Genomic DNA, 20,631 nt, shown 5'->3' with positions numbered 1-20,631 from the left:
GGATGAATACTTTAGAAATTGATCGCCACCCTGTTGCAGTGAATGTATCTGTTACCGAAGCTGCGCTCGAAGTTGAACTGGCTGACGGACGTAAAATTTCGGCTCCCATTGTTTGGTTTCCTCGCTTGGAAGCTGCCACGGAAGAAGAACGTAATGATTGGCAATTATTAGGCAACGGCCAGGGCATTCATTGGCCGCGTCTGGACGAAGATATCAGTGTGCTTGGGCTTTTAAGCACCTAACCCATGCGTGCCGTTGTTCATTCTACAATAACGCCAATATCCAAGGCGGACTGGAACGGGTTGTTCAACAGTGGCTATCCGTTTACGCAATATGATTTCCTGTTGGCGCTTGAGCAGGGTGGTAGTCTTGGGCCGCAGCGTGGCTGGTTGCCCCAGTATGTTGCGGTACATGATAACAGTGACAAACTGATTGCCATTATGCCGTGGTTTAAAAAGACCCATTCCTATGGCGAGTATTTGTTCGACTGGGCTTTTGCTGAAGCCTACGAGCGTTATGGTTTTCAGTACTACCCCAAGCTTATCAACGCCATACCTTTTACCCCGTGTCAGGGACCTCGTCTGGCTACTGCCGAGAGCGTTAATGCTGCTGATGTTCTACCGGTTATTGAATCGGCGTTGATGCAGGAGCACGATGTCAGCAACTTACAATGTCTGTACGTTGAGCCGAACGTAAGCGAGGCACTGGCAGAAGAGGGTTGGTGGCAGCGCTTTGATATTCAGTTCCTCTGGCAGAACCGAAATTATAGCTCCTTTGACGACTTTCTGGGGGCTTTGGTGTCACGCAAGCGCAAGTCCATACGCAAAGAGCGTCAAAAGGTGTCCGAGCAAAATGTCGAAATGAGAACCTGGCATGGCAACGAATTAACTGCAGATTTCTGGCATCAATTCATTGTGTTTTACCAGCGCACCTATTTAAAACGCTCGGGCCATGGCGGCTATTTAAGCCCGGCGACATTTGAGCTTTGGGGTAAGTTATTGGCGGAGCATATTGTGGTTTTTGCGGCTTACCGAAATGACCAAATGGTGGCGGCGTCATTATGCTTCAAAAGTGAAAACACACTTTATGGACGCTATTGGGGCTGTCAGGAAGAGCTTGAATTTCTGCATTTTGAGGCCTGTTATTATCGGGGCATTGACTACTGCATTAACCATAATCTTAATTATTTTGACGCCGGTGCGCAGGGTGAGCATAAGCTGCATCGAGGCTTTGAGCCTGTGCTTCGTGAAGGTTTTTATCGATTTACGCCATCTCCTCTTAACGACGCCATTGAGCAGTATTGTCGGGATGAAAGCACCGCGTTACGCGAGCACCTAAAAACACTGCGAACTTACTTGCCTTATAAAGACCGCGGTTAATACAGCGGCCACACCAGCAATATCATGACCAGAGCCACGGCGGCGACAATCAACGACAAGGGAAGGCCAAGCCGCCAGTAGTCACTAAAGTTATAGCCGCCCGGTCCCATTACTAAAATGTTCGACTGGTGGCCTATTGGCGTCAGGAATGGAACGGCAGCACCTATAGCGACGGCCATTAAAAAGGGATCCATACTGGCGGCGAAGCTGTTCGCCATGCTTATGCCGATAGGTGCCATAAGTACAGCGGCAGCAGCGTTATTAACAATATTCGACAGCAGCATAGTAACAACCAGCAGCAAGGCAACGGCAACAAATTCAGGCGCACCAGAGCTGATATAAAGCACCCCGTTGGCAATGGTATCGGCAGCACCACTGCGCTCTAATGCTGAACCCAGCGGTATGGTTGCTCCCAGCAGCACAATAATAGGCCAGTCGATAGCGTCATATAGCTCTCGCAGGGGTAGAATATTAGTCACTACCATAAGTCCGGCAGCCAATGAGAAGGCGACGGGCACCGAGAGTAATCCAAAGGCGGCCGATAAAATCGTTGCGGCAAAAATACCCAGCGGCAACATCAGTTGCTTAGAAGAGCCAATGCGCAGGCTTCGTTGAGCCAGCGGGAAACAGCCAAAGCGTTGAAACACGTCATTCAATATTTCGGCGTCGCCCTGAAGTAACAGCACGTCTCCAGGTTTGAAACGGATGTTACCGAGCGCTGTCCCCAGTTTTTGACCTTCCCGCGCTACACCCAAAACGTTTATGCCATAGCGACTGCGCAGTTTAATGTCGGCGGCAGAGCGACCAATAAGCCGTGAATCGTGGCCAACAATACCTTCAATGACGGTAATATCGTCAGACTTTAAGAAGCGATCATCAATGTCTTCTTCGGCGTTAAGCTCCAGTCCTGTACCGTCAATAACGTGCTGAATGGTTTCTGCGTTGGCTTCGACAATTAATACGTCTTCGGCTTTTAAACGCAGATACCGGGCGGGTGCAGACCAGCGTTTTTCGCCCCGTTGCAGCGCGACAATAACAAAGTCATCTTCGGTGCGGTTTTCCAACTCATACAGCGTTTCGCCAATAAACCCGGACTCTTCCGGGACATACAGTTCAGTAAGGTAACTGCTGACATCGTACAGAGACTCTGACTTGGACTTGCCACTTTTTTCAGGAACCAACCAGTGGCTGAGTAGCCACATAAATAACAGGCCGGCAACAGCAATACTTAAGCCGACGGGCGTAAACTCGAAAATGCCAAAAGACTCCCCCATGGCTTCCCGGCGAATGTCAGCAATAATAATATTAGGAGGTGTACCCACCATGGTTATCGCGCCGCCAAGCAAAGAGCCAAATGCCATTGGCATCAGTAGCTTCGAGGGGTTATTGCCGCTGGTTCGGGCCAGCTGGAGTGCAACGGGGATCATTATGGCCATGGTGCCGGTGTTGCTGATAAAGGCGGAGCAAATGGTGGTGACCGATGTCAGCGCTATCATTTGAATCCAGCGCTTGTCGCCTGCGCGTTTCATGACTGAAGCTAAAGCGTCAACCACGCCCGAGCGCCATAATGCATGGCTAATGATAAGTACCGCAGCAACGGTGACAACGGCGGCGTTGCCAAAACCACTGAACACTTGGGGAGCTGGGACAAGTCCCAGAATGGCTGCTGACAGAAGCGCCATCATGGCAACTAAGTCATAGCGCCATTTATCAATGACGAACAAGGCCAGCATTGCCAGCAAGATAATACCAATAAGCCATTGATCCAGCATACAAAGCCCGCCGTTTACTATTTATACAATGAACATTGCATAAGTTACGATCGGGTGCAATATTTAGATGAACACCTATTTCAGGAGGCATAACGATGAAGTACCTTAGTTTAGCAAGTGCAGTAGTCGTTGGCCTGGCGGGAATAAGCAGTGCGCCGGCGAACAGTGATGACCACAAAGAATCTGGATTGGCGAATGCTGAAATTCAGGAGTGGCAGGTGCCGTGGGAGGACTCCCGGCCTCGTGACCCTTGGGTGCACGACGGCACGGTCTGGTTTGTGGGTCAGGGAAGCCACTACGCAGCAACTTTTAATCCAGAAACAGAGGAATTCAAACGCTACGACTTGCCTGACGGCGCAGGGCCTCACACCGTTATTGTCGATGACAGAGGCGCTTGGTACGCCGGGAACTTAAAAGAACACATAGGCCTTATTGACCCAGGTACTGGCGATATTAAGCAATTTGAATTACCCGGTAGCGGCCCCAGAGACAGTCATACTATGGACTTCACTGCAGCTGGCGACATTTGGTTTACGGTTCAGGGCGGTAATCAAATTGGCTTTTTAGAAACCAATGGTGGCGAAATGATGCTGTGGGAAGTGCCGACAGAGTCAGCACGACCTTATGGCCTTATCGTTGAAAATGACCGCCCCTGGGCGACTCTGTTTGGTACGAATAAACTCGCAACCGTCGAGAATGGCAAACTAAAAGAATTTGAACTGGATAGAGAAAAGTCGCGACCTCGTCGCCTGGGAATGACCGATGACGGAACGCTTTGGTATGTCGATTATAACCAGGGGTACGTCGGTAGCTATGATCATGTAACTGGCGACAACAAAGACTGGCGTGCACCTGCTGCCGGTAATTCTCGTCCATACGGTATGGCGGTCGACAAGCGTAATGATGTTTGGTTTGTGGAAACGGGTGTGCAGCCGAATTGTCTAGTGGGTTTTGACACAGAAACTCACGAATTTTCAGAGCCTATCGAGCTAGAAAGTGGCGGCGGTACCGTTCGTCACATGTTCTATGACGAAGGCACCGACTCCATTTGGTTCGGCACCGACGCCAATACACTGGGCGTGGTCCGCTTAAGCGAACCACCGGTTGTCACTGCCGATTAATTACATCGGCAACACTTCTAACACGGCAACATAAGAGCCCTGGCGTTTGGTCGCCGGGGCTTTGCCGTTGTTATCGGCGTATTCAGCTTCTAGCCAGTACATACCCGCTTCTTCAACAGAGAAGCTGACTTCGCCTTTTTCGTTGGTTGTCAGCTTGGTTGGCTCTGAACGATCGCGATACCGTTCACCACCTTTCACCAAGACCAGCTCAGTGCCAGCAGCGGCTTTGCCGTCCATTGTAAATTTAAACGTAATGTTTTCGCCGGTGTATAAGTCGTTAGGGTGCGTTACTGGCTCTAACTCTAAGCCTTTACCGGTTGGGCCTAAAGTGTCATAGGTCGGCGCGCCTGACGTTACAAAAGCTTCAACTCGATGTGAGCGTTCACTGACTTCTAAGTCTTTGGCGTCCTGAGGGACTTCTTTATAAAAATCGTCATTGGTTTTTTGCGAGCCACGTGGCGGCCAGTATTGGCGTTCGCCGTTATCGTCTACCCAGCGAGCCGATAATCCTGAACTGGCCGAGTAAACGGTGTATGTGCCTTCTTTTTCGAGCTCTATGTCAAAGACAGAGCGTAGTTTGCCTTTGTAACCGTTCTCTAAAGTCACTGCAGACCCGTCCGGTGCCATAGCTTCGACTCTGTCTAAGCTCAATGGGTAATGATCGGGGTAAAAAATGCCGTTCGCAATTGCGGCATCGAAGGTGACCCACTCAGAGTCGCCGGATACAACGGTAGCGCTTGGTTTAATCCAAACACGGTGTGCTTCACTGCTGGCGCTGGCAAACAGCGTCAACACAGCAAGACTTGTCGTTATTACAGAAGATAATTTCATGCTTAAGGCTCCAGTTTTAGGGACACACGGCCAAGCTCGTGCTCACCGCGGTCTGTTATGGATATTGGGTTGTTAAGGGGTAAAGACAACGGCAAGCGCAGCATTTCACGGCCGCCAAGCTCGCGGGCGGCTTCTACGTATAGGTAATAGTTGCCGTCACTAAGCTCGGGTAATTTACTCAGCATGGGGGTAAGGTCGACCCGCTGAACGCCTGGGCGTCGGGTTGCGCCAGAGACACCATCAATTGGCATATCGGCCATACGGCCGCTGCGTCGCCACCATTGGCGCATGTCTTTCAGCCACTTTTCGCCTTCATTGTTTTCAAGGTTCGTGTCATACCAAACGGCAATGTCGACAACACGCTGATGTCGCTCGTTGGCTAACCAAACCGCGACATAAGGCACGTGATACTCAGCCACAGACAGACGCGGAATTTCTACGGTTAATTCGTTTTCCGCAGCATGAGCAGAACCAATGACGGCGAAAAATGGGATGATGAATCCGGCCAGGACCAGCGGCCAGGTCGATTTTCGGCCCTTACTGTACTTTTTCAAAAGCAATAACCCCGTAATAGTGAAAACAATGCTGGCAATCGCAAAAATATCGATGAATAAGCTCCACAAGAACCCGGTATTTCGGGCTTTATGCAAGTCGTTAAAATAAGCTATCCAGCCCCTGTCGGTAGTTTCAGAATAAAAAGCACCGCTGTCTAAATCGACGCTGAACCAGCTGTCGCCGCCAGGCCGGGGCATAGCGACGTACACTTCGTAATCACTCCATTCAATTTGGGCGTTTGAACTCAAGCTGTTTTGCGTTTTGTCTTCGTACCAGCGGTGAAAAGAAGCTGGCAGAGTGTCATTCCCTGACGCATTCACCAGCCGTTCCAAGTCCTTTTGAGGGAGAGACCCTTCATGGCTTTCTATGCTAGGCGCAGACTCTATCCACCCCGCATGGTTCAAGGTAATACCGGTGACAGAGAACAACAGCATGCCAATAAGACATACCGCCGAACTTATCCAGTGCCAGTCCTTTAATGACCAGCCGCGTTTTCTTGATCTATTTCTGCGCGCCATAAATTACTGCTGTTAGAATTGGCTAAACCAATGCTTTTATTTGATGTTTAATGAATATGGCGTTAGTCTATATGAAAATCATTCTTATTCGCAATTTAGAAATAATGAAGTGATTTTTCAGTTTTTAAACGCAAAGCGTCACTTTTGCCGTAGTCCCTCCAATAGCTGGAGTTAGAAGCAGGAGTTTTCATGAGAAGTACTATTGCCGAAACCGTCACTCAGGTACGCCACTGGAATGACACCCTATTCAGTTTTAGAACCACCCGTAAGCCAAGTTTCACTTTCGAAAATGGCCAGTTCGTAATGATGGGACTGCAACTTGAAGACAAGCCGTTGCTGCGCGCTTATTCAATTGCCAGCGCCAACTATGAAGAAGAGCTGGAGTTTTTCAGCATAAAAGTGCCCGATGGCGCATTAACGTCACGTTTGCAGCATATTCAGGTTGGCGATGAAGTGGTGCTGTCGACGCGCCCTACCGGCACCCTTGTTCCGGGGCATCTGCTACCGGGTAAAAACCTGTATTTGCTGAGTACCGGTACAGGGCTAGCGCCTTTCATGAGTGTGATTAAAGATCCGGATATCTACGAGCAATACGACAAGGTGATTCTCGTGCACGGTGTACGTTATGTCTCTGAATTGGCCTATCAAAAAGAAATCGGTGAAGACTTACCGAATAACGAGTTTTTTGGTGACTGGGTAAAAGAGAAGCTGATTTATTACCCAACCGTTACGCGTGAGCCATTCAGAGATGAAGCACACCAGCAGCGAATTACTGATTTACTGACTTCAGGCACACTGACGCGCACCATTGGCATGCCCGATTTGAACCCCGAGCATGACCGTTTTATGCTGTGTGGTAATGACGCTATGCTGCAAGACTTAATGGCTATACTGAATGAGCGAGGCTTTACAAAAGCCACTTCGCGCAAACAAGGCGATTACGTTATAGAGCAGGCATTTATTGAGAAATAATCAATGAGGTAATCATGAGCTCCTGGCAAAATTTGCTGACAGAGGTTCGTCAATGCACGCTATGCGAACCTGAATTGCCAATGGGAGCTCGGCCGGTTGTCCAGTTACACCCTAATGCGAAGATCTTAGTGGCAGGCCAAGCCCCCGGCCGGCGTGTCCATGCCTCAGGTAAGCCGTTTGACGACCCCAGTGGCGACCGGCTGCGCCAGTGGATGGGCATTGATACAGCCACTTTTTATAACGCTGAAAAACTGGCCATTATCCCAATGGGGCTGTGCTATCCGGGAACCGGCAAGTCCGGCGACTTACCACCGCGCCCAGAATGTGCTCCGGCATGGCGGCAGAAACTATTACAGCAGCTGCCAAATTTAGAATTGACGTTGGCCATTGGGCAGTACGCACAAAGCTGGCACATTGACGAACCAAAACAAACGCTCACCGAGCGAGTAAAAAACTGGGAGAGTTATTGGCCAGAGCTTTTGCCGCTGCCGCACCCAAGCCCACGCAATAATTTGTGGTTAAAACGAAATCCATGGTTTGAGGACAGCATTATTCCGACACTGCAAGAAAGAGTTGCTGTACTACTGAATGCCTGACTACCACCACCGGCCGGTTTCCCGACAGTAACTCTTGTAGGCCTCTCCAAAGGTTTTTGTGAGAATGCGCTCTTCCGGCTGAATTTGAAACTTACTCATGTATGCAACGTATAGCACCAGCCCCCATAACGACAGAATACTGCCTAAAAACACGCCCCAGGCCATTAACATAAAGAAAAAGCCGAGATACATTGGGTTTCGGGTCCGCTGGTAAATGCCTGTTGTGACAAGCTCGGTGCTTTTGTTCGGGTCTCGCGGGTCGACCGTCGTTTTCGCGCGGCGAAAGCTCATAACACCGAGTAAAGGCAGTAATACACCCAGCACCAGTAAGAAAATAGCCGCAGCGCGCTGGCCAACGTAGAAAGCGTTTAACTCTGCGGTATAATGCGCCGTTAACCACATAAGTCCTGCTACTATGGCAACAACAATGACGGGTGGAACTTTGAGCTCTAAAGACTTCATATACAGAAGCCTCCTTTTGGTGATACTAAAATGACAGCCGAGATACCTACGATTATTGAGCAAACCCAGCGTTGGGTGCAACAGCTTATTGTGAAATACAATATCTGCCCGTTTGCGCGCCGCGAAGTTGAGCGCAAAAGTATTCGCTACGTTGTTGCAGAGCAACCGGACATAGCGTCAGTGTTACAACAGTTGCTGGATGAAGCGAAGCACTTAGACGAAACAGCTGAAACCGAGACCACGCTTTTTATTCTTCCCCAGGGTTTCGAAGGCTTTCATGGCTTTTTAGACTTGGTCGACATGGCCGACGCACTGCTTATTGAGGAAGGCTATGAAGGCGTTTATCAACTAGCGCATTTTCATCCGGACTACTGCTTTGACGGTGAGCCCCAGGACGACCCGGCCAATTACACCAACCGCTCTCCATTTCCGACATTGCACTTATTACGCGAAGCGAGTTTAGAAAAGGTGATTGAGCAGTACGAAAACCCGGAGTCTATACCCGAGCGCAATATAGAATTTTGCCGTCGCAAAGGGGCCGAGTTTTTTATAAAGATTTTAAACGGTTAACTTGGGCTGACGAATTGAATGGCGTAGGCTATTCTTTATTGAAGAGTAAAGGTGAGGATTATGCCAGAGCGTCAGCTATCGAATAAAATTCTGGAAAAGCTACCCACTATGGTCGCTTTCATTGATGAAAAGCGGCGCTACCGTTATGTCAATAAAGCTTACTGCCAATTCCTGGGCTTAAAGAAGGAAGAGGTTCTTGGCTACTCTGTGTCTGACGTACTGGATGACGAGTCCTACGCCCGAGTAAAAGTAAAACATGACAAAGTGTTTGATAAAGGAAAGCCGACGTCCTTTTCTGAAACGGTGAGTTTTCGTGATGGCCGCAAGCGCTTTCTCGATGTTCGTTACCTTCCCGAACTGAATGAGGAAAAGAAAGCTATTGGCTTATACGCCATTATTGAAGACGTGACAGAGTACTATGCTTCTGTCGACTTAATGCGCACCATTCATGATGTTATTCACAAGCGCGGCCGTCGAATTGACCCTGTCTCTATTGATGAGTTGTTGAAGTTTGGTGTCGACTATTTAGACGTAGATATTGGCATGGCAAGCTCAATCATCGATGGCGTATACACCATTGAGTGGGTGCAAACGGCAAAGTTAGACCTGGAAGCAGGCACTCAGCTGCCTTTAGAGACAACCTATTGCTCGGTTGTGTTAGCAGAGAACGAGTTGGTTCATACCAACGAAGCCGACAAAGACGAACGCTTTAAAGACCACAAGTCCTTTCAAACTTATGGCCTGCAGTCGTATATCGGTACCCCAATTGTTATTAATGACGTTGTTTGGGGCGTACTGGGCTTTGCTAAGAAAACGACACGCCGGGAAGCTTTCAGTGAGTTAGAAATTGAAATGGTTCGTATGATGGGTACGGCCGTTGAAACCGTTATTGCTGAGCAAGCTGTGCGATCAGATCTCATGCGTCAACGCGATGATATGGCGTTAATTGCTTACACCGACTCCCTTACTGGCTTAAAAAACCTGCTCCGCAGGCATGGAAATGTTAGAGCAGGGGCTGGCAACCCACTATAAAGACAGCTGTTGTGTCGTAGCCGTTATCGACTTTGACCACTTTAAGTCCATTAATGACACCTACGGTCACGACGTCGGTGACCAAGTGCTGATAGCTGGTGCCAACGCTATGAACGACAGCTTAAGAGGCAGTGACACTGTCATTCGGGTCGGTGGCGAAGAGTTTATGATTATCCTGCCCTACACGGACAAAGACAACGCCTCAGCGGTACTAGAACGTGTTCGCGAAGCAGTAGAGAAAACCGTTGTAACCCTGGATTCAGGCGATGTCATTAACCCAACCGTGAGCATTGGGGCGACTACCAGCGAGACAGGTGACGATGTGTCCAGCATTTACCGCCGCGCCGACCAGGCTCTTTACAAAGCCAAGCACGCAGGCCGAAACTGCATTGTTTGGTCAAAGTAGCGTAGCGATCTAATCCGGGCCTTCAATGCGTATGATCAGACAGTTAAAATTGGAGGTGAATTATGAAAGTTTCCGTTATCGGTGCGAATGGAAAAATTGGTCAGCACCTTGTCGACCAGCTGCAGAATGACGATAAACACGACGTTGTTGCTGTGGTGCGGAAACAGAAACAAAAGCAGGCATGGGAAGAGAAAGGTGTTGAGTCCAGGCTCGCAGACTTAGAAGGCTCTGTGGATAATTTGAAAACAGTGCTTAGTGGTATTGAAGCTGTTGTTTTCACCGCTGGCTCTGGCGCTGGCACAGGTGATGATAAAACACTTTTAGTGGATTTAGACGGTGCAGTGAAAACCGTTGAAGCTGCTGAGAACATCGGCGTGAAACGCTTTATTATGGTCAGCGCATGGCAAGCTAATAACCGCGAGAACTGGGCGGAACAGCTACTGCCTTACTACGCGGCGAAGCATTATGCCGACAAAGAGTTAATGCGTAGCAGCCTCAATTGGACGATAGTGCGTCCCGGAGCCTTAACGGATGACCCTGCCAGCGGCAAAGTGGTTGTAGGCGAGTCACTGGCTCCAGGCTCTGTGCCTCGTGAAGATGTAGCGAACGTATTATTTCGCTGCCTCGACGAATCAGGAACAGAACATCAAGCTTTTGATTTGATGTCGGGCGACAGTGACGTTCAGCAGTCCTTACAAGCTATGAAAGAACTCGCTTAACACCTCAACAGTCCGTTCAGTTTTTGCCGGGATGTTGTCCTTAACTGGCAACACCGCATGCACGCTGTACGGACTGCCTTGCCAATCTGGCAGTAAACGCAGTAAGTGACCACTTTCAATGTGGTGTTTAACTTCTGGTTCTGGCAGTAACGCATAGCCGACGCCATCCAGTGTTAGCTGAACCACAGTTTGCATATTGTTCAGCATGATTTTTGGCTGTGGGAACTGAAGCTCTGATGAGTTCGACATATGCCCAATAAAGCAGTCTTCGGGGAGATCCTCAAAACTGTTGATAGTATTCTGCGCAGCCGGGTGTGAAGCGGCAATACAAGGAACCATGTTCCAGTCGGCTAAATGTTTAGCGTAAAGGGCGGAATCAGCCAGTGGACCAATACGAATGGCTAAATCGGCACCAGCGGTAATTAAATCAACAGGTTCGTCGGTCATGTGCAGCTGAAAATGGACGTTTTTAAACTCTTGTTGCAGCTGCTTTAACGGCTCACTAAGCAACCCACCACCAAAACCAACAGGCGCTATCATTTTAATTTGCCCTTGCGGTGTTTTGGTCAGCGCCTCCCACTGTTCCTGATTACGCGCCGCAATGTTCAGCATGTCTAAGCACGACTGATAAAACACTTTCCCGGCTTCGGTCAGCGTTAGCGTTCGAGTGTTTCTGTGGAACAGCGCTATACCGTTGTCTTTTTCCAGGCGCTGTAACTGTTGGCTAACCGCAGATACCGTCATGTGCAGTTCCTTTGCCGCCCCACTCATACTGTTCAGCTCGACAGTTCGGGTAAAAGCCTTCATTGACCGAATCATTTTTGGGTTCATGTTTTAGTCCTGCTTAAAACCTATTTCAGAATTTCGACGTTGATGAATTTATCTTAACATTTATGATCGCCAATGAAAATTATTCTCATTTAACAAAGGGGCGATTTGTGAACGTTATTAAGAATGGCTTGAAACTGGGTGTACTTTCAATGGCTATTTTTTCTGCCTTGGGTACCGCTCATGCACAGGACGGTGCAGACGACGATCGCGAAAAACGACGTCACAAACATAAAGATATGGAGGTCATGGTGGTTACGGCCTCTGGCGTTGCTCAGCATATTAAAAAGGCACCTGCTTCTATTTCTGTCATCGACAAAAGCGAATTGTCACAGCGTTTTTATAAAGACTTAACCGATGCCATGACCGATGCGCCGGGCGTTGTAGTAACTGGCGGTGGTGATCGTCAGGATATTAGTCTGCGCGGGATGGGAGCCGACTACACCTTAATTTTGGTGGACGGTCAGCGTCAGAGCTCTCGTGAAACCCGCCCGAATAGCGATGGCCCTGGTGTGGAAGGTGCCTGGACGCCACCACTGGCGGCCATCGATCGCATTGAGATTATTCGAGGGCCGATGTCTTCACTCTATGGTTCAGATGCAATTGGGGGCGTTATTAATATCATTACGCGTAAAACTCCGGACGAATGGCGCTCTGAAATTAAAGTTGATGGTACGTTGCAGGAACGATCGGAGTCGGGTAACAGCTATCAGACAAATTTTTTTACGGCAGGCTCACTCATAAAAGATACTTTAGGGCTTCAGCTATCAGCAGGCTACACGCGTCGGCTAGAAGATGAAATTGTCGAAGGCTTTCGTGATAAAACGGCGCAAGATGCGGACATGAAACTGGCTTATACGCCAAACCGGGACCATGAAATTCTGTTTGAGGTAGGTACCGCTAAACAGACAATAGATGCGTCTTTGGGAAAAACGGTTGAGCCGCTGGCGCCGGGTGAAGAATGTGGTCGCCGCGGGTGTCCTGAGTCTTCAAGTACCGTCTATGACAGTAGTTCCGTGTCCATTGCTCACAACGGGCAATGGGGGTTAGTGGGCGCCCGCAGCTACTTAAAACGCGACGAATATGAAAACGAAGCGCGTCTAATGACTATTACTAATACCGACTTCCAAAGCCACTGGAATTTACCGCTATTTGATGACAATTCAGTCAATACCGGCGTTTCCTACTTTAAGGAAGAGTTGGAAGACTTAACCAGCAACCAAGTCAGTGATCGTACCCGAGTAGAGGGCTCGCAATGGTCGGTATTTGCAGAAACGGCCTGGCCGTTGTTTAAAGGTTTAGACTTAACTACAGGTGTGCGCTACGACGACGATGATATTTTCGGCGGCCATTGGAGCCCTCGCGTTTACGGTGTTTATAATTTGAGTCGCGCAACAACCATAAAAGGTGGTGTTTCAACGGGGTTCCGAGCTCCAGGCTTACGTGAAACCACACCCGATTGGGGCCAGGTCAGCCGTGGTGGTGATGTTTATGGTAACCCAAATTTAGAAGCAGAAACGTCGACCAACTATGAGTTGGGTTTGTATACCGACTGGAGTCGTCATACATCGACCTCTGCAACCGTCTTTTATAACCAGTTTGACGATAAAATTACTCGTGTCGCCTGCCCTGCAACGATTTGTGACGCTGGGCCTAACCAGTTTGGCTCAATGCCAACGACACGTGTGAATATTGATGAAGCGGTGACCCGCGGGGTCGAGCTGACGGTTGACTCACGGCTGAGTCGTCATTGGTCCGTAAAAGGTAATTATACTTACACTGACTCTGAGCAAAAATCGGGTGAATATGCAGGCGACCCTCTAAATCAATTGCCTAAGCACCTAATACAAACATCGTTAAACTGGAAGCCGAATAAACGATGGAACAGTTGGTTACGTGTGCATTATCGTGGTGAGGAGAGCCAGCCAACAACAGGCCCTTCGCAGGACGTATTGGTTGCGCCTTCCTACACATTGGCGGACTTGGGTGTTAATTACTATGTCACGAGAGACATTAAGTTGGCGGCAGGTATATATAACCTACTAGACAAAGAAATTGGCGTAGAAGAATACGGCTATGTTGAAGACGGCCGACGTCTTTGGTTGTCAGCCGCCTACAGCTTTTAATCGTTAAAGTACGTTATTTAACGCAATACCGATACCGAAGCGAGTTTGCTTGTGGTTGTAGTCAATCAAGCTCTCTCCGTATCCGGTGAAAATTGACGTATAACCAATAAACTTACCGCCGAGTGGAAACGTCCAGTTAAGCTCGGCGGAGCCTCTGCCGGTGTCTATGGCGTGGTTAAGCTTTAAAATGTACTCGAAATCGCCGTCGCTGTATGCGGTAGTGAATTCGTAGTTGCCAACATAGTCCGTAATATTTGGGTTGTCGTCACCACTGGACTGAAGCGGGTCGGTTTTTGCGTCTTCTTGTAGGCGAACCCACGGCTTAAGCGAAAACACAAAACGGCCTTTTTCAACGACAAACTGAGCGTAGAAGCGATTCCAACTGCGCGACAGTGGTTGGCTGCGACCATTCGACAAATGTTCTGCTCCAAACACTAAGGCGGTATTGGTACCAAACGGATGCCAGCCGGTCGGCGTTGCGTAGAAAAACTCAGGCATGTAGTTAGTTTCGCGGAACGGCTTAGAAATATTGTCCGAATAAACTTGCCACCACGACTGCACAGTGAAGCCAAAGAAAAACTGGTCATCTTCGAACAACAAGCTTTCTTTATTGAGCGGTACTTTAAAGCTTAGCTGAAACTTTGACTCGTATTCTTCGAGGTTTTGCTTATAACCTTCTATGTCAGCGTACTGAATGCGGTTGATATTGTTCGTCGTGAGCACGGGAAGCATATAGTTGCGGCGGTGTGGGGTAAGAACGTAAGGGTCAAACTGAGTGACCTTTTCACTTTTCATTCTGTTGGTGAGCACACCTGGCTCTTCCACGGCATCGACTTCAACCACTTCCTCGTCTTCAGCACTGCGTAATTGCTCTTCACACTGGCTGCGAACATCTGCAATGGTCGTTTTCGTTGCTTCTGCCGTATTCATTTTATCGAGTAGGCACTGCTGCATTTCGGACAGCTGCTGTGCGTGAGCCATTGTAAAAAGAAACATACAAGAGGCTGTTGCACTAAGACGAATCCATGTTTTCATAAAGGTACGACTCCAAACGGTAAGCTTCTGTCTACTATAGCGGAATTAACAGTTTTAGATCACTCATTCAGGTGAGTTTTATTATACACTTACAAAAAGTAAGTGATTAAAAAGGAATTCAACTTGCGGGGGAGAAAGCGTATTTCATATCGCGCGCTCGAATTATTCGACAAACTGCCACTTTCGTATCGTTTTGCAGCGGCTTTGCTATTGCCGATTATCGCTATTATCTGGATGTCAGGCTCTAACATTCTGGAGCTGCGTCAGTCGGTAAACAGACTAGATGCGCTGAATGATAATATCACGCTGGTGACGGCGGCTGGTCAGCTTGTGGGCACATTGCAGCGTGAGCGAGGCTTGAGTGTCTTAATAGCTGATGCTGGCGCAGACAGGTTTCGAGCCAGGCTCGCGCAGAGCCGTGAAAGAACCAACCAGCAGTTAGAGCACTTAAAACAGCAGTTGAGCTCGGTCGATATTAACCCCGAAACCCAGTCGCTCTACCAGAGCCTTAAAATAACAACCGACGCGCTTAGTCAGTTACCGGTCATGCGGGAACGTGTCGACAACAAAGTCGCCACGGCTGACGAAGCTATTCAGTTTTATACCAGTGTTATTCAACAAACCAACAGTCAGCTCAGCGAATTAGCGAGCGACTTACCTATTGTTAGCCTTTCCCGGGAAGTAAATGCTTACTTTATATTAAACCGATTAAGAGAGCTGCTGGGGCAAGAACGAGCTATTGTCGGTAAGGCATTAGTCACCGGCGAAATCAGTCAGAATGACATTCGCCAACTGGCCTACAACGCCGGTCGCCAACGTAGCTTACTTATTGGTTTTGAAAGTCAGACCACGGTGGAGCCAGACGGTGAATTGTCAGCGTTAACGACGGAATTTCGACAAAAGCTACTAGCAACACGAATGCCAAATGAGTTACTTCAGGGCATGGACGCTGATGTTTGGATCGCTCAGCAGACACAGCTTATTGCGACCGTTCAAGATGTTGAAGAACGACTAATCTCGAATATTAAAGAGAGTGCGACGAACTCCTACGAGTCGTCCCTCAATGAGCTATGGCGCTACGCCATTATATCGCCGTTGGTGTTGCTGGCCGCGCTATTCTTAAGCTGGCTAATTTTACGCTACGTGCGTCGGCAAATTATGCTGGCCGACTCGGTTTTTCAGCATACGCAGGACCGCATTACTATTACCGACGCCGATGGCCGCATTCTCGATGTGAACCCCGCGTTTACGCGCATTACCGGTTATAAAAAACGTGAAGTGCTTGGCAAGAACCCTCGTTTTTTAAAGTCGGGGCGTCAGGGTAAGTCGTTTTATCGAGCTATGTTCCAGCAGCTGATAAAAGACGGCTTTTGGCAGGGCGAGCTTTGGAACCGCCGTAAAAATGGCGAGTTTTATGCGGAGCTTGCGTCCATGAGCGCCATTAAAAATAAGCGAGGCGAGGTGCAAAACTTTGTGGGCATTAGCTCCGATGTGACCGAACGCAGCTTCGCTCATAAGCGGGAGTTAGAATACCGAACCTACCACGATGCCCTGACTGGCTTACCCAATATTCTGCTGGTGCGCGACCGCTTAGAGCACGCCTTAAGCATTGCCAGCCGTAAAAACGAAATAGTGGTGGTGGCGTCAATAGATGTCGATAACTTCAAGAATATTAATGCTCAGTTTGGCCATACCGTTGGCGACAAAGTGATAGAAAAACTCGCCAAACGCCTTAGCGCAACCTTGCGTGAAGGGGACACTGTTGGCCGCCTCAGCGGCGATGAGTTCTTGTTGGTTATTGAAGGCGGCGAAACCGAACTGAAGGTTAATGAGGTACTCGAGCGCATAAAGTCGGACTTGTCAGAAACCGTTACGGTTGGCTCATACACGATGGATATTACGGTCAGTATTGGGGTTACGGCGTATCCGCAGGACGACAACGATGCCGATACCCTCATTCGCCACTCGAGCCAGTCGCTGCATCAGGCAAAACGTAATGGCCGCGACCGCATAACCTGGTTTGATACTCAAAGAGAGCAAGCGCAGACCCAGTTAACGCAGCTTATTCAGCGCATGGAACTGGCTATGAGCAATAATGAACTCGAGTTGTTTTACCAGCCTAAAGTCAATATGAAAACCTGCGAGGTTATTGGCGTTGAGGCGCTTCTGCGTTGGCGCGACCCTGAACGAGGCCTGGTTCCACCGGGAGACTTCCTGCCTCTTATTGAAGAACATCCGTTCTCCATTGATGTCGGCAACTGGGTGCTCGACGCAGCACTGAAGCAGGTCAATGAATGGTGTTCACAAGGCATTGAGCTGCCGGTGAGCGTTAATATTAACGCGCTGCAACTGCTGGACGACGAGTTCCTGGACTCTGTGAACACTCACTTGCTCCATTACCCCGATGTGTCACCCAAGTTTCTTGAAATAGAAGTGTTGGAAAGCGCCGCCATTGGCAAAATTAATGTAGCCGCCGAGGTGTTGGCGAAATGCAAAAAAATGGGCATTGCCGTGTCTCTGGATGACTTCGGAACTGGCTTTGCCGCGCTCGACTACCTGAAGCGGCTGCCTGCTCAGACTTTAAAAATAGACCAAAGCTTTGTGCGCGATATGCTGACAGACGAAGGCGACCTCGCCATTGTAAAAGGCATTATTGGCCTGGCCGACGCCTTTAACTTCAGCATTATTGCCGAAGGCGTCGAAACCGAACCACAAGGCAAAACACTTGTAGAGCTAGGCTGTGTGCTGGGCCAAGGGTACGGCATTGCGAAACCGATGCCCGCAGAAGACGTGCTGCCATGGCTTAAAAACTGGAAATGCCCTGAAGGTTGGGGTGGGTATGAGGGGTTGTGAGGTGGCAATGTGGTTTTTCCGCGAATGGCCGTTAAGTGCCATTAGCAGACTTTAACGCCTCAAGAAGAGGCGCGATTTACCGCATCCTTCTTGCTTGATTTGTTAGGCAGTAGCGGCTGATTTTTAGATATAATATGACTAGTATAAACAGTAGCCCACCCAATATCTTTTAAGAACCTCTCATCATCAACATAACCTTCAAGCTGTTCAATTAGGGAGTCTAGCCAAGAGTAATATTCCCAGCCCTTACCAATAAGCAGAGATAATTGATTAAACTTAACTTCAATATCTAAGTTGAATTGATATGAGTGCAATGAAGACCAGTCATTAATTCCAATGTAAAGCTTTTCAAAATCACGAGGCCACACACTGCCAAAGCCTTCAAAACTTGGATTCAGTGATAATTCAAAGACTTTCGTGCTTAAAATAATAGCTCCACTTTCTGCCCTTTTTAATGAAGATCCTTCGGGAAGAGTGAGTTCAAAATGGTTAAATATCGCGCCATCTTCTCCGGTAGCCCATACAACTTTTCCAGGGAGGTCATCATCACCTTCTCTTCCCACAAAAGATGCCCTTTCATCCATAGGCTTTGTAAATAGGTCAAAAAATTTATTACCCAATAAAAAATCAGGCAAATCCTCTCTCGAATACTCCTTTAATACAGACTTATCAATGCTATTTTTAGCAAAGTAAGCTTGGATATCCATTGATATTTGATCAAGTAAAGTATATTCGATAGCTTGCTTTACTAGCTGATTGGAGTTTAATTCTTTTCCCGTACTTTCGGGAAACATACACGCTATTGGTTTTTTATCCCATATATTCTTAAGGGCAGGATTTTCCGTAAAGGCAGATCCAAGGTACTCAGAAACCTTAGAGGGTATCTTGTAATTTTCTACTTCTAGGGGAGTAAGCCCTTCATCAGTTTCTTGAAAAGTAAGCGTCCCTTCATATCTGATAGTCCTCTCTAGACTACTCAGAATCCTATGGGCAAGAAAGGTAACTAGTATTAATACGGATGCTATAGAAAGAATGAGCATTGACACTTTTTTAAGTTTAAAAATATCAATAGCAACACTGCCTAAGATGCTTACCGAGAGACCTAGAGCTACAGCTATTAGTAAAATGTCAACAAAGCCGCCTTTTAAAACCAAAAACCTTGATAGGGGATTCTTCTCTTTCAAATGAACCTCTTTTGTCTCTAACTGATGTATGCCTAACCTTTGTATATTGTGCGTGTGCACTTTGTAACTCACTCAATTCATAGTTGTTGACTCTTAAGTTACTGAGTTAACTACGGTTCCAAACTTAGAACCATCTGAATAAGGGAAAGCAATTTGAGCATATTCAGTCACACTTAAACGCACGCACAATATCTAACCTTCATTTTTTGTTATGTCATTGACAGTAAACGACTTAAATACACAAAACAACAACAAAACGCGCAATATTGCCGACGTGAATATGCCATGCACCGCTAGCGACACCCACACTTACGAATAACGGGACGGCTAGTCACTAGTTGGAATTGACTGAAAATAAGAAGGTCCGCTCTTCGCGGACTGTTGACATGAAGTTTCTAAGTTCCACTGAAATGTTGTATAGACTTTTTTAACCGACAAGAAAGTGCAAAAATAAGCCATGTAAGTTATTAAACAGTTAGAAGGTTAAAGAATGCGACAATTTTTCGCTTTTGACCCGCATAAAAGCTTTTTCCAGCTGCGAGTAGTTCAGGCCACTATTCTCCTGGGTTTCTTAACAGCTGCAGTTATTTCCGTAATAATTGCATCTCATTCCAACCTAATAACAAAACTTGATTACGAGGGTTTCAATTTCTTTGTGAAGGCTTATAAAGTGCCGATAGGTGTTCTGGCCTCTTTAATCCCAGTCATAGCTTTATTAGCTGCGAACCACCGTTCCGTGCAAACAAAAGAACAGATACGAGTTACTCAATCAAACAATAACTTTTCAAATTTTTTCAAACACCAACAGGCTTTTGAAGAATATACTTCCTCGATAAATCCAGCTAAATCAAGGATATCGAATTTCAAAACCTTGCACAAAGCGATATTTCCTGATGCTAGGTCGGGGGATTTAGCAGTCGGCAGTAGCTACAGCGAATCTTTAGAGAAGCTATCTTCTGATATCTCAGAGGGGCTAAGCAGATTAGCTCAAGAAACCCCATTTGAGGAAAAAGTCGATGTTGTAATTGAACTAACCGAAATAACCAGAAACTTTGGACTAAGTATATCGGTCAGCACTTCATTTGGAGGGAGTGGCACTCGGGTCAAGTCGTCCTCGGGGCAACAACTAGTAGTTCAGGACGGTGATTTATCTTTTGTACTTAAAGACATTGCGTCCAATTTAAAAAATTTTGTTGAGCTTGCACAGTTTGACTCCGAGTTTTCTGAGCCGGAAAGTCTTGAAGGGGTACGTGGTCGTCTTAAGAAAGCTCCAAAATTGTTGAGTAAACAAAAACCTTCCGGCTCATATAAGTATTCAATATGACGTGAGGGTGAATACCGAATTCTGTCAACGGTGATTGGTCCGTACTTATCCCTTGTATTGTTACTCAAAAAAGACTGCTAAGAGCGAGCAGCGGACTTTTCATCCTCAAATCCGAGGAATCAAAATGAATCTAGTGCTCTCATGCCTCTAAAAACTCTCCCTTTAATTTGGTCTCTGGGAATAAAGCCGATGTAGCGCGAATCTGGACTATTGTCCCTGTGATCACCCAAAATAAAGTAATTACCTTCAGTGACTGTTATTTCTTCAAAGCTGCGAACCGGGCTATTTTCTGGAGTGTAGGTAATCAAATGCTCCGCGCTTCCTAATGTTTCCTTTACAACCAATTGC

The 20,631-nt window shown here is 47.7% G+C and carries 20 protein-coding genes; 12 read left to right on the top strand and 8 right to left on the bottom strand.

All coding sequences use genetic code 11. The features are described 5' to 3' along the window. Positions 1 to 2: 2 nt before the first annotated feature. On the top strand, positions 3 to 242 hold the full coding sequence (locus UM402_RS12410) for a DUF2442 domain-containing protein (protein WP_053953435.1): 240 nt from the start codon (positions 3 to 5) through the stop codon (positions 240 to 242). A gap of 3 nt (positions 243 to 245) precedes the next feature. Then, the gene (locus UM402_RS12405; protein WP_058578568.1) at positions 246 to 1,379 is read left to right on the top strand and encodes a GNAT family N-acetyltransferase; all 1,134 of its coding nucleotides are present in this window, start codon (positions 246 to 248) and stop codon (positions 1,377 to 1,379) included. On the opposite strand, the gene UM402_RS12400 is transcribed toward UM402_RS12405, so the two are convergent. Beyond that, entirely contained in the window at positions 1,376 to 3,151 is a 1,776-nt protein-coding gene (locus UM402_RS12400) for an SLC13 family permease (RefSeq protein ID WP_058578567.1), read from the bottom strand. The genes UM402_RS12405 and UM402_RS12400 overlap by 4 nt on opposite strands. A gap of 95 nt (positions 3,152 to 3,246) precedes the next feature. On the opposite strand from UM402_RS12400, the gene UM402_RS12395 reads away from it, so the two are divergent. Then, complete coding sequence (locus UM402_RS12395) at positions 3,247 to 4,272, top strand: hypothetical protein (RefSeq protein ID WP_058578566.1); 1,026 nt, start codon at positions 3,247 to 3,249, stop codon at positions 4,270 to 4,272. On the opposite strand, the gene UM402_RS12390 is transcribed toward UM402_RS12395, so the two are convergent. Both UM402_RS12390 and UM402_RS12385 read right to left on the bottom strand, forming a co-directional pair. Next, on the bottom strand, positions 4,273 to 5,103 hold the full coding sequence (locus tag UM402_RS12390; protein WP_058578565.1) for a DUF4198 domain-containing protein: 831 nt from the start codon (positions 5,101 to 5,103) through the stop codon (positions 4,273 to 4,275). A 2-nt stretch (positions 5,104 to 5,105) separates the two neighbouring features. Next, complete coding sequence (locus tag UM402_RS12385) at positions 5,106 to 6,176, bottom strand: PepSY-associated TM helix domain-containing protein (RefSeq protein ID WP_058578564.1); 1,071 nt, start codon at positions 6,174 to 6,176, stop codon at positions 5,106 to 5,108. Positions 6,177 to 6,365: 189 nt separating this feature from the next. Here UM402_RS12385 and UM402_RS12380 point away from each other — a divergent pair, with 189 nt between their 5' ends. Both UM402_RS12380 and UM402_RS12375 read left to right on the top strand, forming a co-directional pair. Further along, positions 6,366 to 7,148 (top strand): ferredoxin--NADP reductase, encoded by a 783-nt coding sequence (locus UM402_RS12380; protein ID WP_058578563.1) that lies wholly within the window; start codon positions 6,366 to 6,368, stop codon positions 7,146 to 7,148. 14 nt (positions 7,149 to 7,162) lie between these two features. Next, complete coding sequence (locus tag UM402_RS12375) at positions 7,163 to 7,744, top strand: uracil-DNA glycosylase family protein (RefSeq protein ID WP_058578562.1); 582 nt, start codon at positions 7,163 to 7,165, stop codon at positions 7,742 to 7,744. Here UM402_RS12375 and UM402_RS12370 read toward each other — a convergent pair whose 3' ends face one another. Further along, positions 7,745 to 8,206 carry a methyltransferase family protein gene (locus UM402_RS12370; protein WP_058578561.1) on the bottom strand — a complete coding sequence of 154 codons (462 nt, stop codon included), beginning with the start codon at positions 8,204 to 8,206 and terminating at the stop codon, positions 7,745 to 7,747. Between the two features lie 30 nt (positions 8,207 to 8,236). On the opposite strand from UM402_RS12370, the gene UM402_RS12365 reads away from it, so the two are divergent. The 4 genes from UM402_RS12365 (at position 8,237) to UM402_RS12350 (ending at position 10,933) form a co-directional block, all read left to right on the top strand. Continuing rightward, complete coding sequence (locus UM402_RS12365) at positions 8,237 to 8,776, top strand: DUF1415 domain-containing protein (protein WP_058578560.1); 540 nt, start codon at positions 8,237 to 8,239, stop codon at positions 8,774 to 8,776. A 60-nt stretch (positions 8,777 to 8,836) separates the two neighbouring features. Continuing rightward, positions 8,837 to 9,808, top strand: a complete 972-nt coding sequence (locus UM402_RS12360) for a PAS domain-containing protein (protein ID WP_322295350.1) — start codon at positions 8,837 to 8,839, stop codon at positions 9,806 to 9,808. Continuing rightward, positions 9,777 to 10,214, top strand: coding sequence for a GGDEF domain-containing protein (locus tag UM402_RS12355; RefSeq protein ID WP_322295349.1), 438 nt, complete (start codon positions 9,777 to 9,779; stop codon positions 10,212 to 10,214). The genes UM402_RS12360 and UM402_RS12355 overlap by 32 nt, the downstream gene beginning before the upstream one ends. 62 nt (positions 10,215 to 10,276) lie before the next feature. Further along, positions 10,277 to 10,933, top strand: a complete 657-nt coding sequence (locus UM402_RS12350) for an SDR family oxidoreductase (protein WP_058578559.1) — start codon at positions 10,277 to 10,279, stop codon at positions 10,931 to 10,933. Here UM402_RS12350 and UM402_RS12345 read toward each other — a convergent pair. Next, positions 10,907 to 11,764 (bottom strand): LysR family transcriptional regulator, encoded by an 858-nt coding sequence (locus UM402_RS12345; protein ID WP_058578558.1) that lies wholly within the window; start codon positions 11,762 to 11,764, stop codon positions 10,907 to 10,909. The genes UM402_RS12350 and UM402_RS12345 overlap by 27 nt on opposite strands. 149 nt (positions 11,765 to 11,913) lie before the next feature. On the opposite strand from UM402_RS12345, the gene UM402_RS12340 reads away from it, so the two are divergent. After that, positions 11,914 to 13,887 (top strand): ligand-gated channel protein, encoded by a 1,974-nt coding sequence (locus tag UM402_RS12340; RefSeq protein WP_416182889.1) that lies wholly within the window; start codon positions 11,914 to 11,916, stop codon positions 13,885 to 13,887. Between the two features lie 3 nt (positions 13,888 to 13,890). On the opposite strand, the gene UM402_RS12335 is transcribed toward UM402_RS12340, so the two are convergent. Then, complete coding sequence (locus tag UM402_RS12335) at positions 13,891 to 14,922, bottom strand: phospholipase A (RefSeq protein WP_058578556.1); 1,032 nt, start codon at positions 14,920 to 14,922, stop codon at positions 13,891 to 13,893. A gap of 123 nt (positions 14,923 to 15,045) precedes the next feature. On the opposite strand from UM402_RS12335, the gene UM402_RS12330 reads away from it, so the two are divergent. Then, the gene (locus tag UM402_RS12330) at positions 15,046 to 17,775 is read left to right on the top strand and encodes an EAL domain-containing protein (protein ID WP_058578555.1); all 2,730 of its coding nucleotides are present in this window, start codon (positions 15,046 to 15,048) and stop codon (positions 17,773 to 17,775) included. A gap of 59 nt (positions 17,776 to 17,834) precedes the next feature. On the opposite strand, the gene UM402_RS12325 is transcribed toward UM402_RS12330, so the two are convergent. Beyond that, positions 17,835 to 18,959 carry a hypothetical protein gene (locus tag UM402_RS12325; protein WP_058578554.1) on the bottom strand — a complete coding sequence of 375 codons (1,125 nt, stop codon included), beginning with the start codon at positions 18,957 to 18,959 and terminating at the stop codon, positions 17,835 to 17,837. A 490-nt stretch (positions 18,960 to 19,449) separates the two neighbouring features. Here UM402_RS12325 and UM402_RS12320 point away from each other — a divergent pair, with 490 nt between their 5' ends. Further along, positions 19,450 to 20,283, top strand: coding sequence for a hypothetical protein (locus UM402_RS12320; RefSeq protein ID WP_058578553.1), 834 nt, complete (start codon positions 19,450 to 19,452; stop codon positions 20,281 to 20,283). Between the two features lie 119 nt (positions 20,284 to 20,402). On the opposite strand, the gene UM402_RS12755 is transcribed toward UM402_RS12320, so the two are convergent. After that, positions 20,403 to 20,513, bottom strand: a complete 111-nt coding sequence (locus UM402_RS12755; protein WP_416182888.1) for a S26 family signal peptidase — start codon at positions 20,511 to 20,513, stop codon at positions 20,403 to 20,405. Positions 20,514 to 20,631 lie beyond the last annotated feature (118 nt).

The organism is Idiomarina sp. OXR-189, assembly GCF_034373425.1.
GTDB classification, from domain to species: Bacteria; Pseudomonadota; Gammaproteobacteria; order Enterobacterales; family Alteromonadaceae; genus Idiomarina; species Idiomarina zobellii.
This window is presented reverse-complemented; position numbering and strand designations above follow the sequence as displayed.

Bases quoted from the DNA above. Each gene is read 5' to 3' on its own strand.
- UM402_RS12360 (WP_322295350.1), top strand. From the start codon at position 8,837: ATGCCAGAGCGTCAGCTATCGAATAAAATTCTGGAAAAGCTACCCACT.
- UM402_RS12340 (WP_416182889.1), top strand. From the start codon at position 11,914: ATGGCTATTTTTTCTGCCTTGGGTACCGCTCATGCACAGGACGGTGCA.
- UM402_RS12395 (WP_058578566.1), top strand. From the start codon at position 3,247: ATGAAGTACCTTAGTTTAGCAAGTGCAGTAGTCGTTGGCCTGGCGGGA.
- UM402_RS12370 (WP_058578561.1), bottom strand. From the start codon at position 8,206: ATGAAGTCTTTAGAGCTCAAAGTTCCACCCGTCATTGTTGTTGCCATA.
- UM402_RS12405 (WP_058578568.1), top strand. From the start codon at position 246: ATGCGTGCCGTTGTTCATTCTACAATAACGCCAATATCCAAGGCGGAC.
- UM402_RS12345 (WP_058578558.1), bottom strand. From the start codon at position 11,764: ATGAACCCAAAAATGATTCGGTCAATGAAGGCTTTTACCCGAACTGTC.
- UM402_RS12320 (WP_058578553.1), top strand. From the start codon at position 19,450: ATGCGACAATTTTTCGCTTTTGACCCGCATAAAAGCTTTTTCCAGCTG.
- UM402_RS12400 (WP_058578567.1), bottom strand. From the start codon at position 3,151: ATGCTGGATCAATGGCTTATTGGTATTATCTTGCTGGCAATGCTGGCC.
- UM402_RS12355 (WP_322295349.1), top strand. From the start codon at position 9,777: ATGTTAGAGCAGGGGCTGGCAACCCACTATAAAGACAGCTGTTGTGTC.
- UM402_RS12335 (WP_058578556.1), bottom strand. From the start codon at position 14,922: ATGAAAACATGGATTCGTCTTAGTGCAACAGCCTCTTGTATGTTTCTT.
- UM402_RS12365 (WP_058578560.1), top strand. From the start codon at position 8,237: ATGACAGCCGAGATACCTACGATTATTGAGCAAACCCAGCGTTGGGTG.
- UM402_RS12390 (WP_058578565.1), bottom strand. From the start codon at position 5,103: ATGAAATTATCTTCTGTAATAACGACAAGTCTTGCTGTGTTGACGCTG.
- UM402_RS12375 (WP_058578562.1), top strand. From the start codon at position 7,163: ATGAGCTCCTGGCAAAATTTGCTGACAGAGGTTCGTCAATGCACGCTA.
- UM402_RS12350 (WP_058578559.1), top strand. From the start codon at position 10,277: ATGAAAGTTTCCGTTATCGGTGCGAATGGAAAAATTGGTCAGCACCTT.
- UM402_RS12410 (WP_053953435.1), top strand. From the start codon at position 3: ATGAATACTTTAGAAATTGATCGCCACCCTGTTGCAGTGAATGTATCT.
- UM402_RS12385 (WP_058578564.1), bottom strand. From the start codon at position 6,176: ATGGCGCGCAGAAATAGATCAAGAAAACGCGGCTGGTCATTAAAGGAC.
- UM402_RS12380 (WP_058578563.1), top strand. From the start codon at position 6,366: ATGAGAAGTACTATTGCCGAAACCGTCACTCAGGTACGCCACTGGAAT.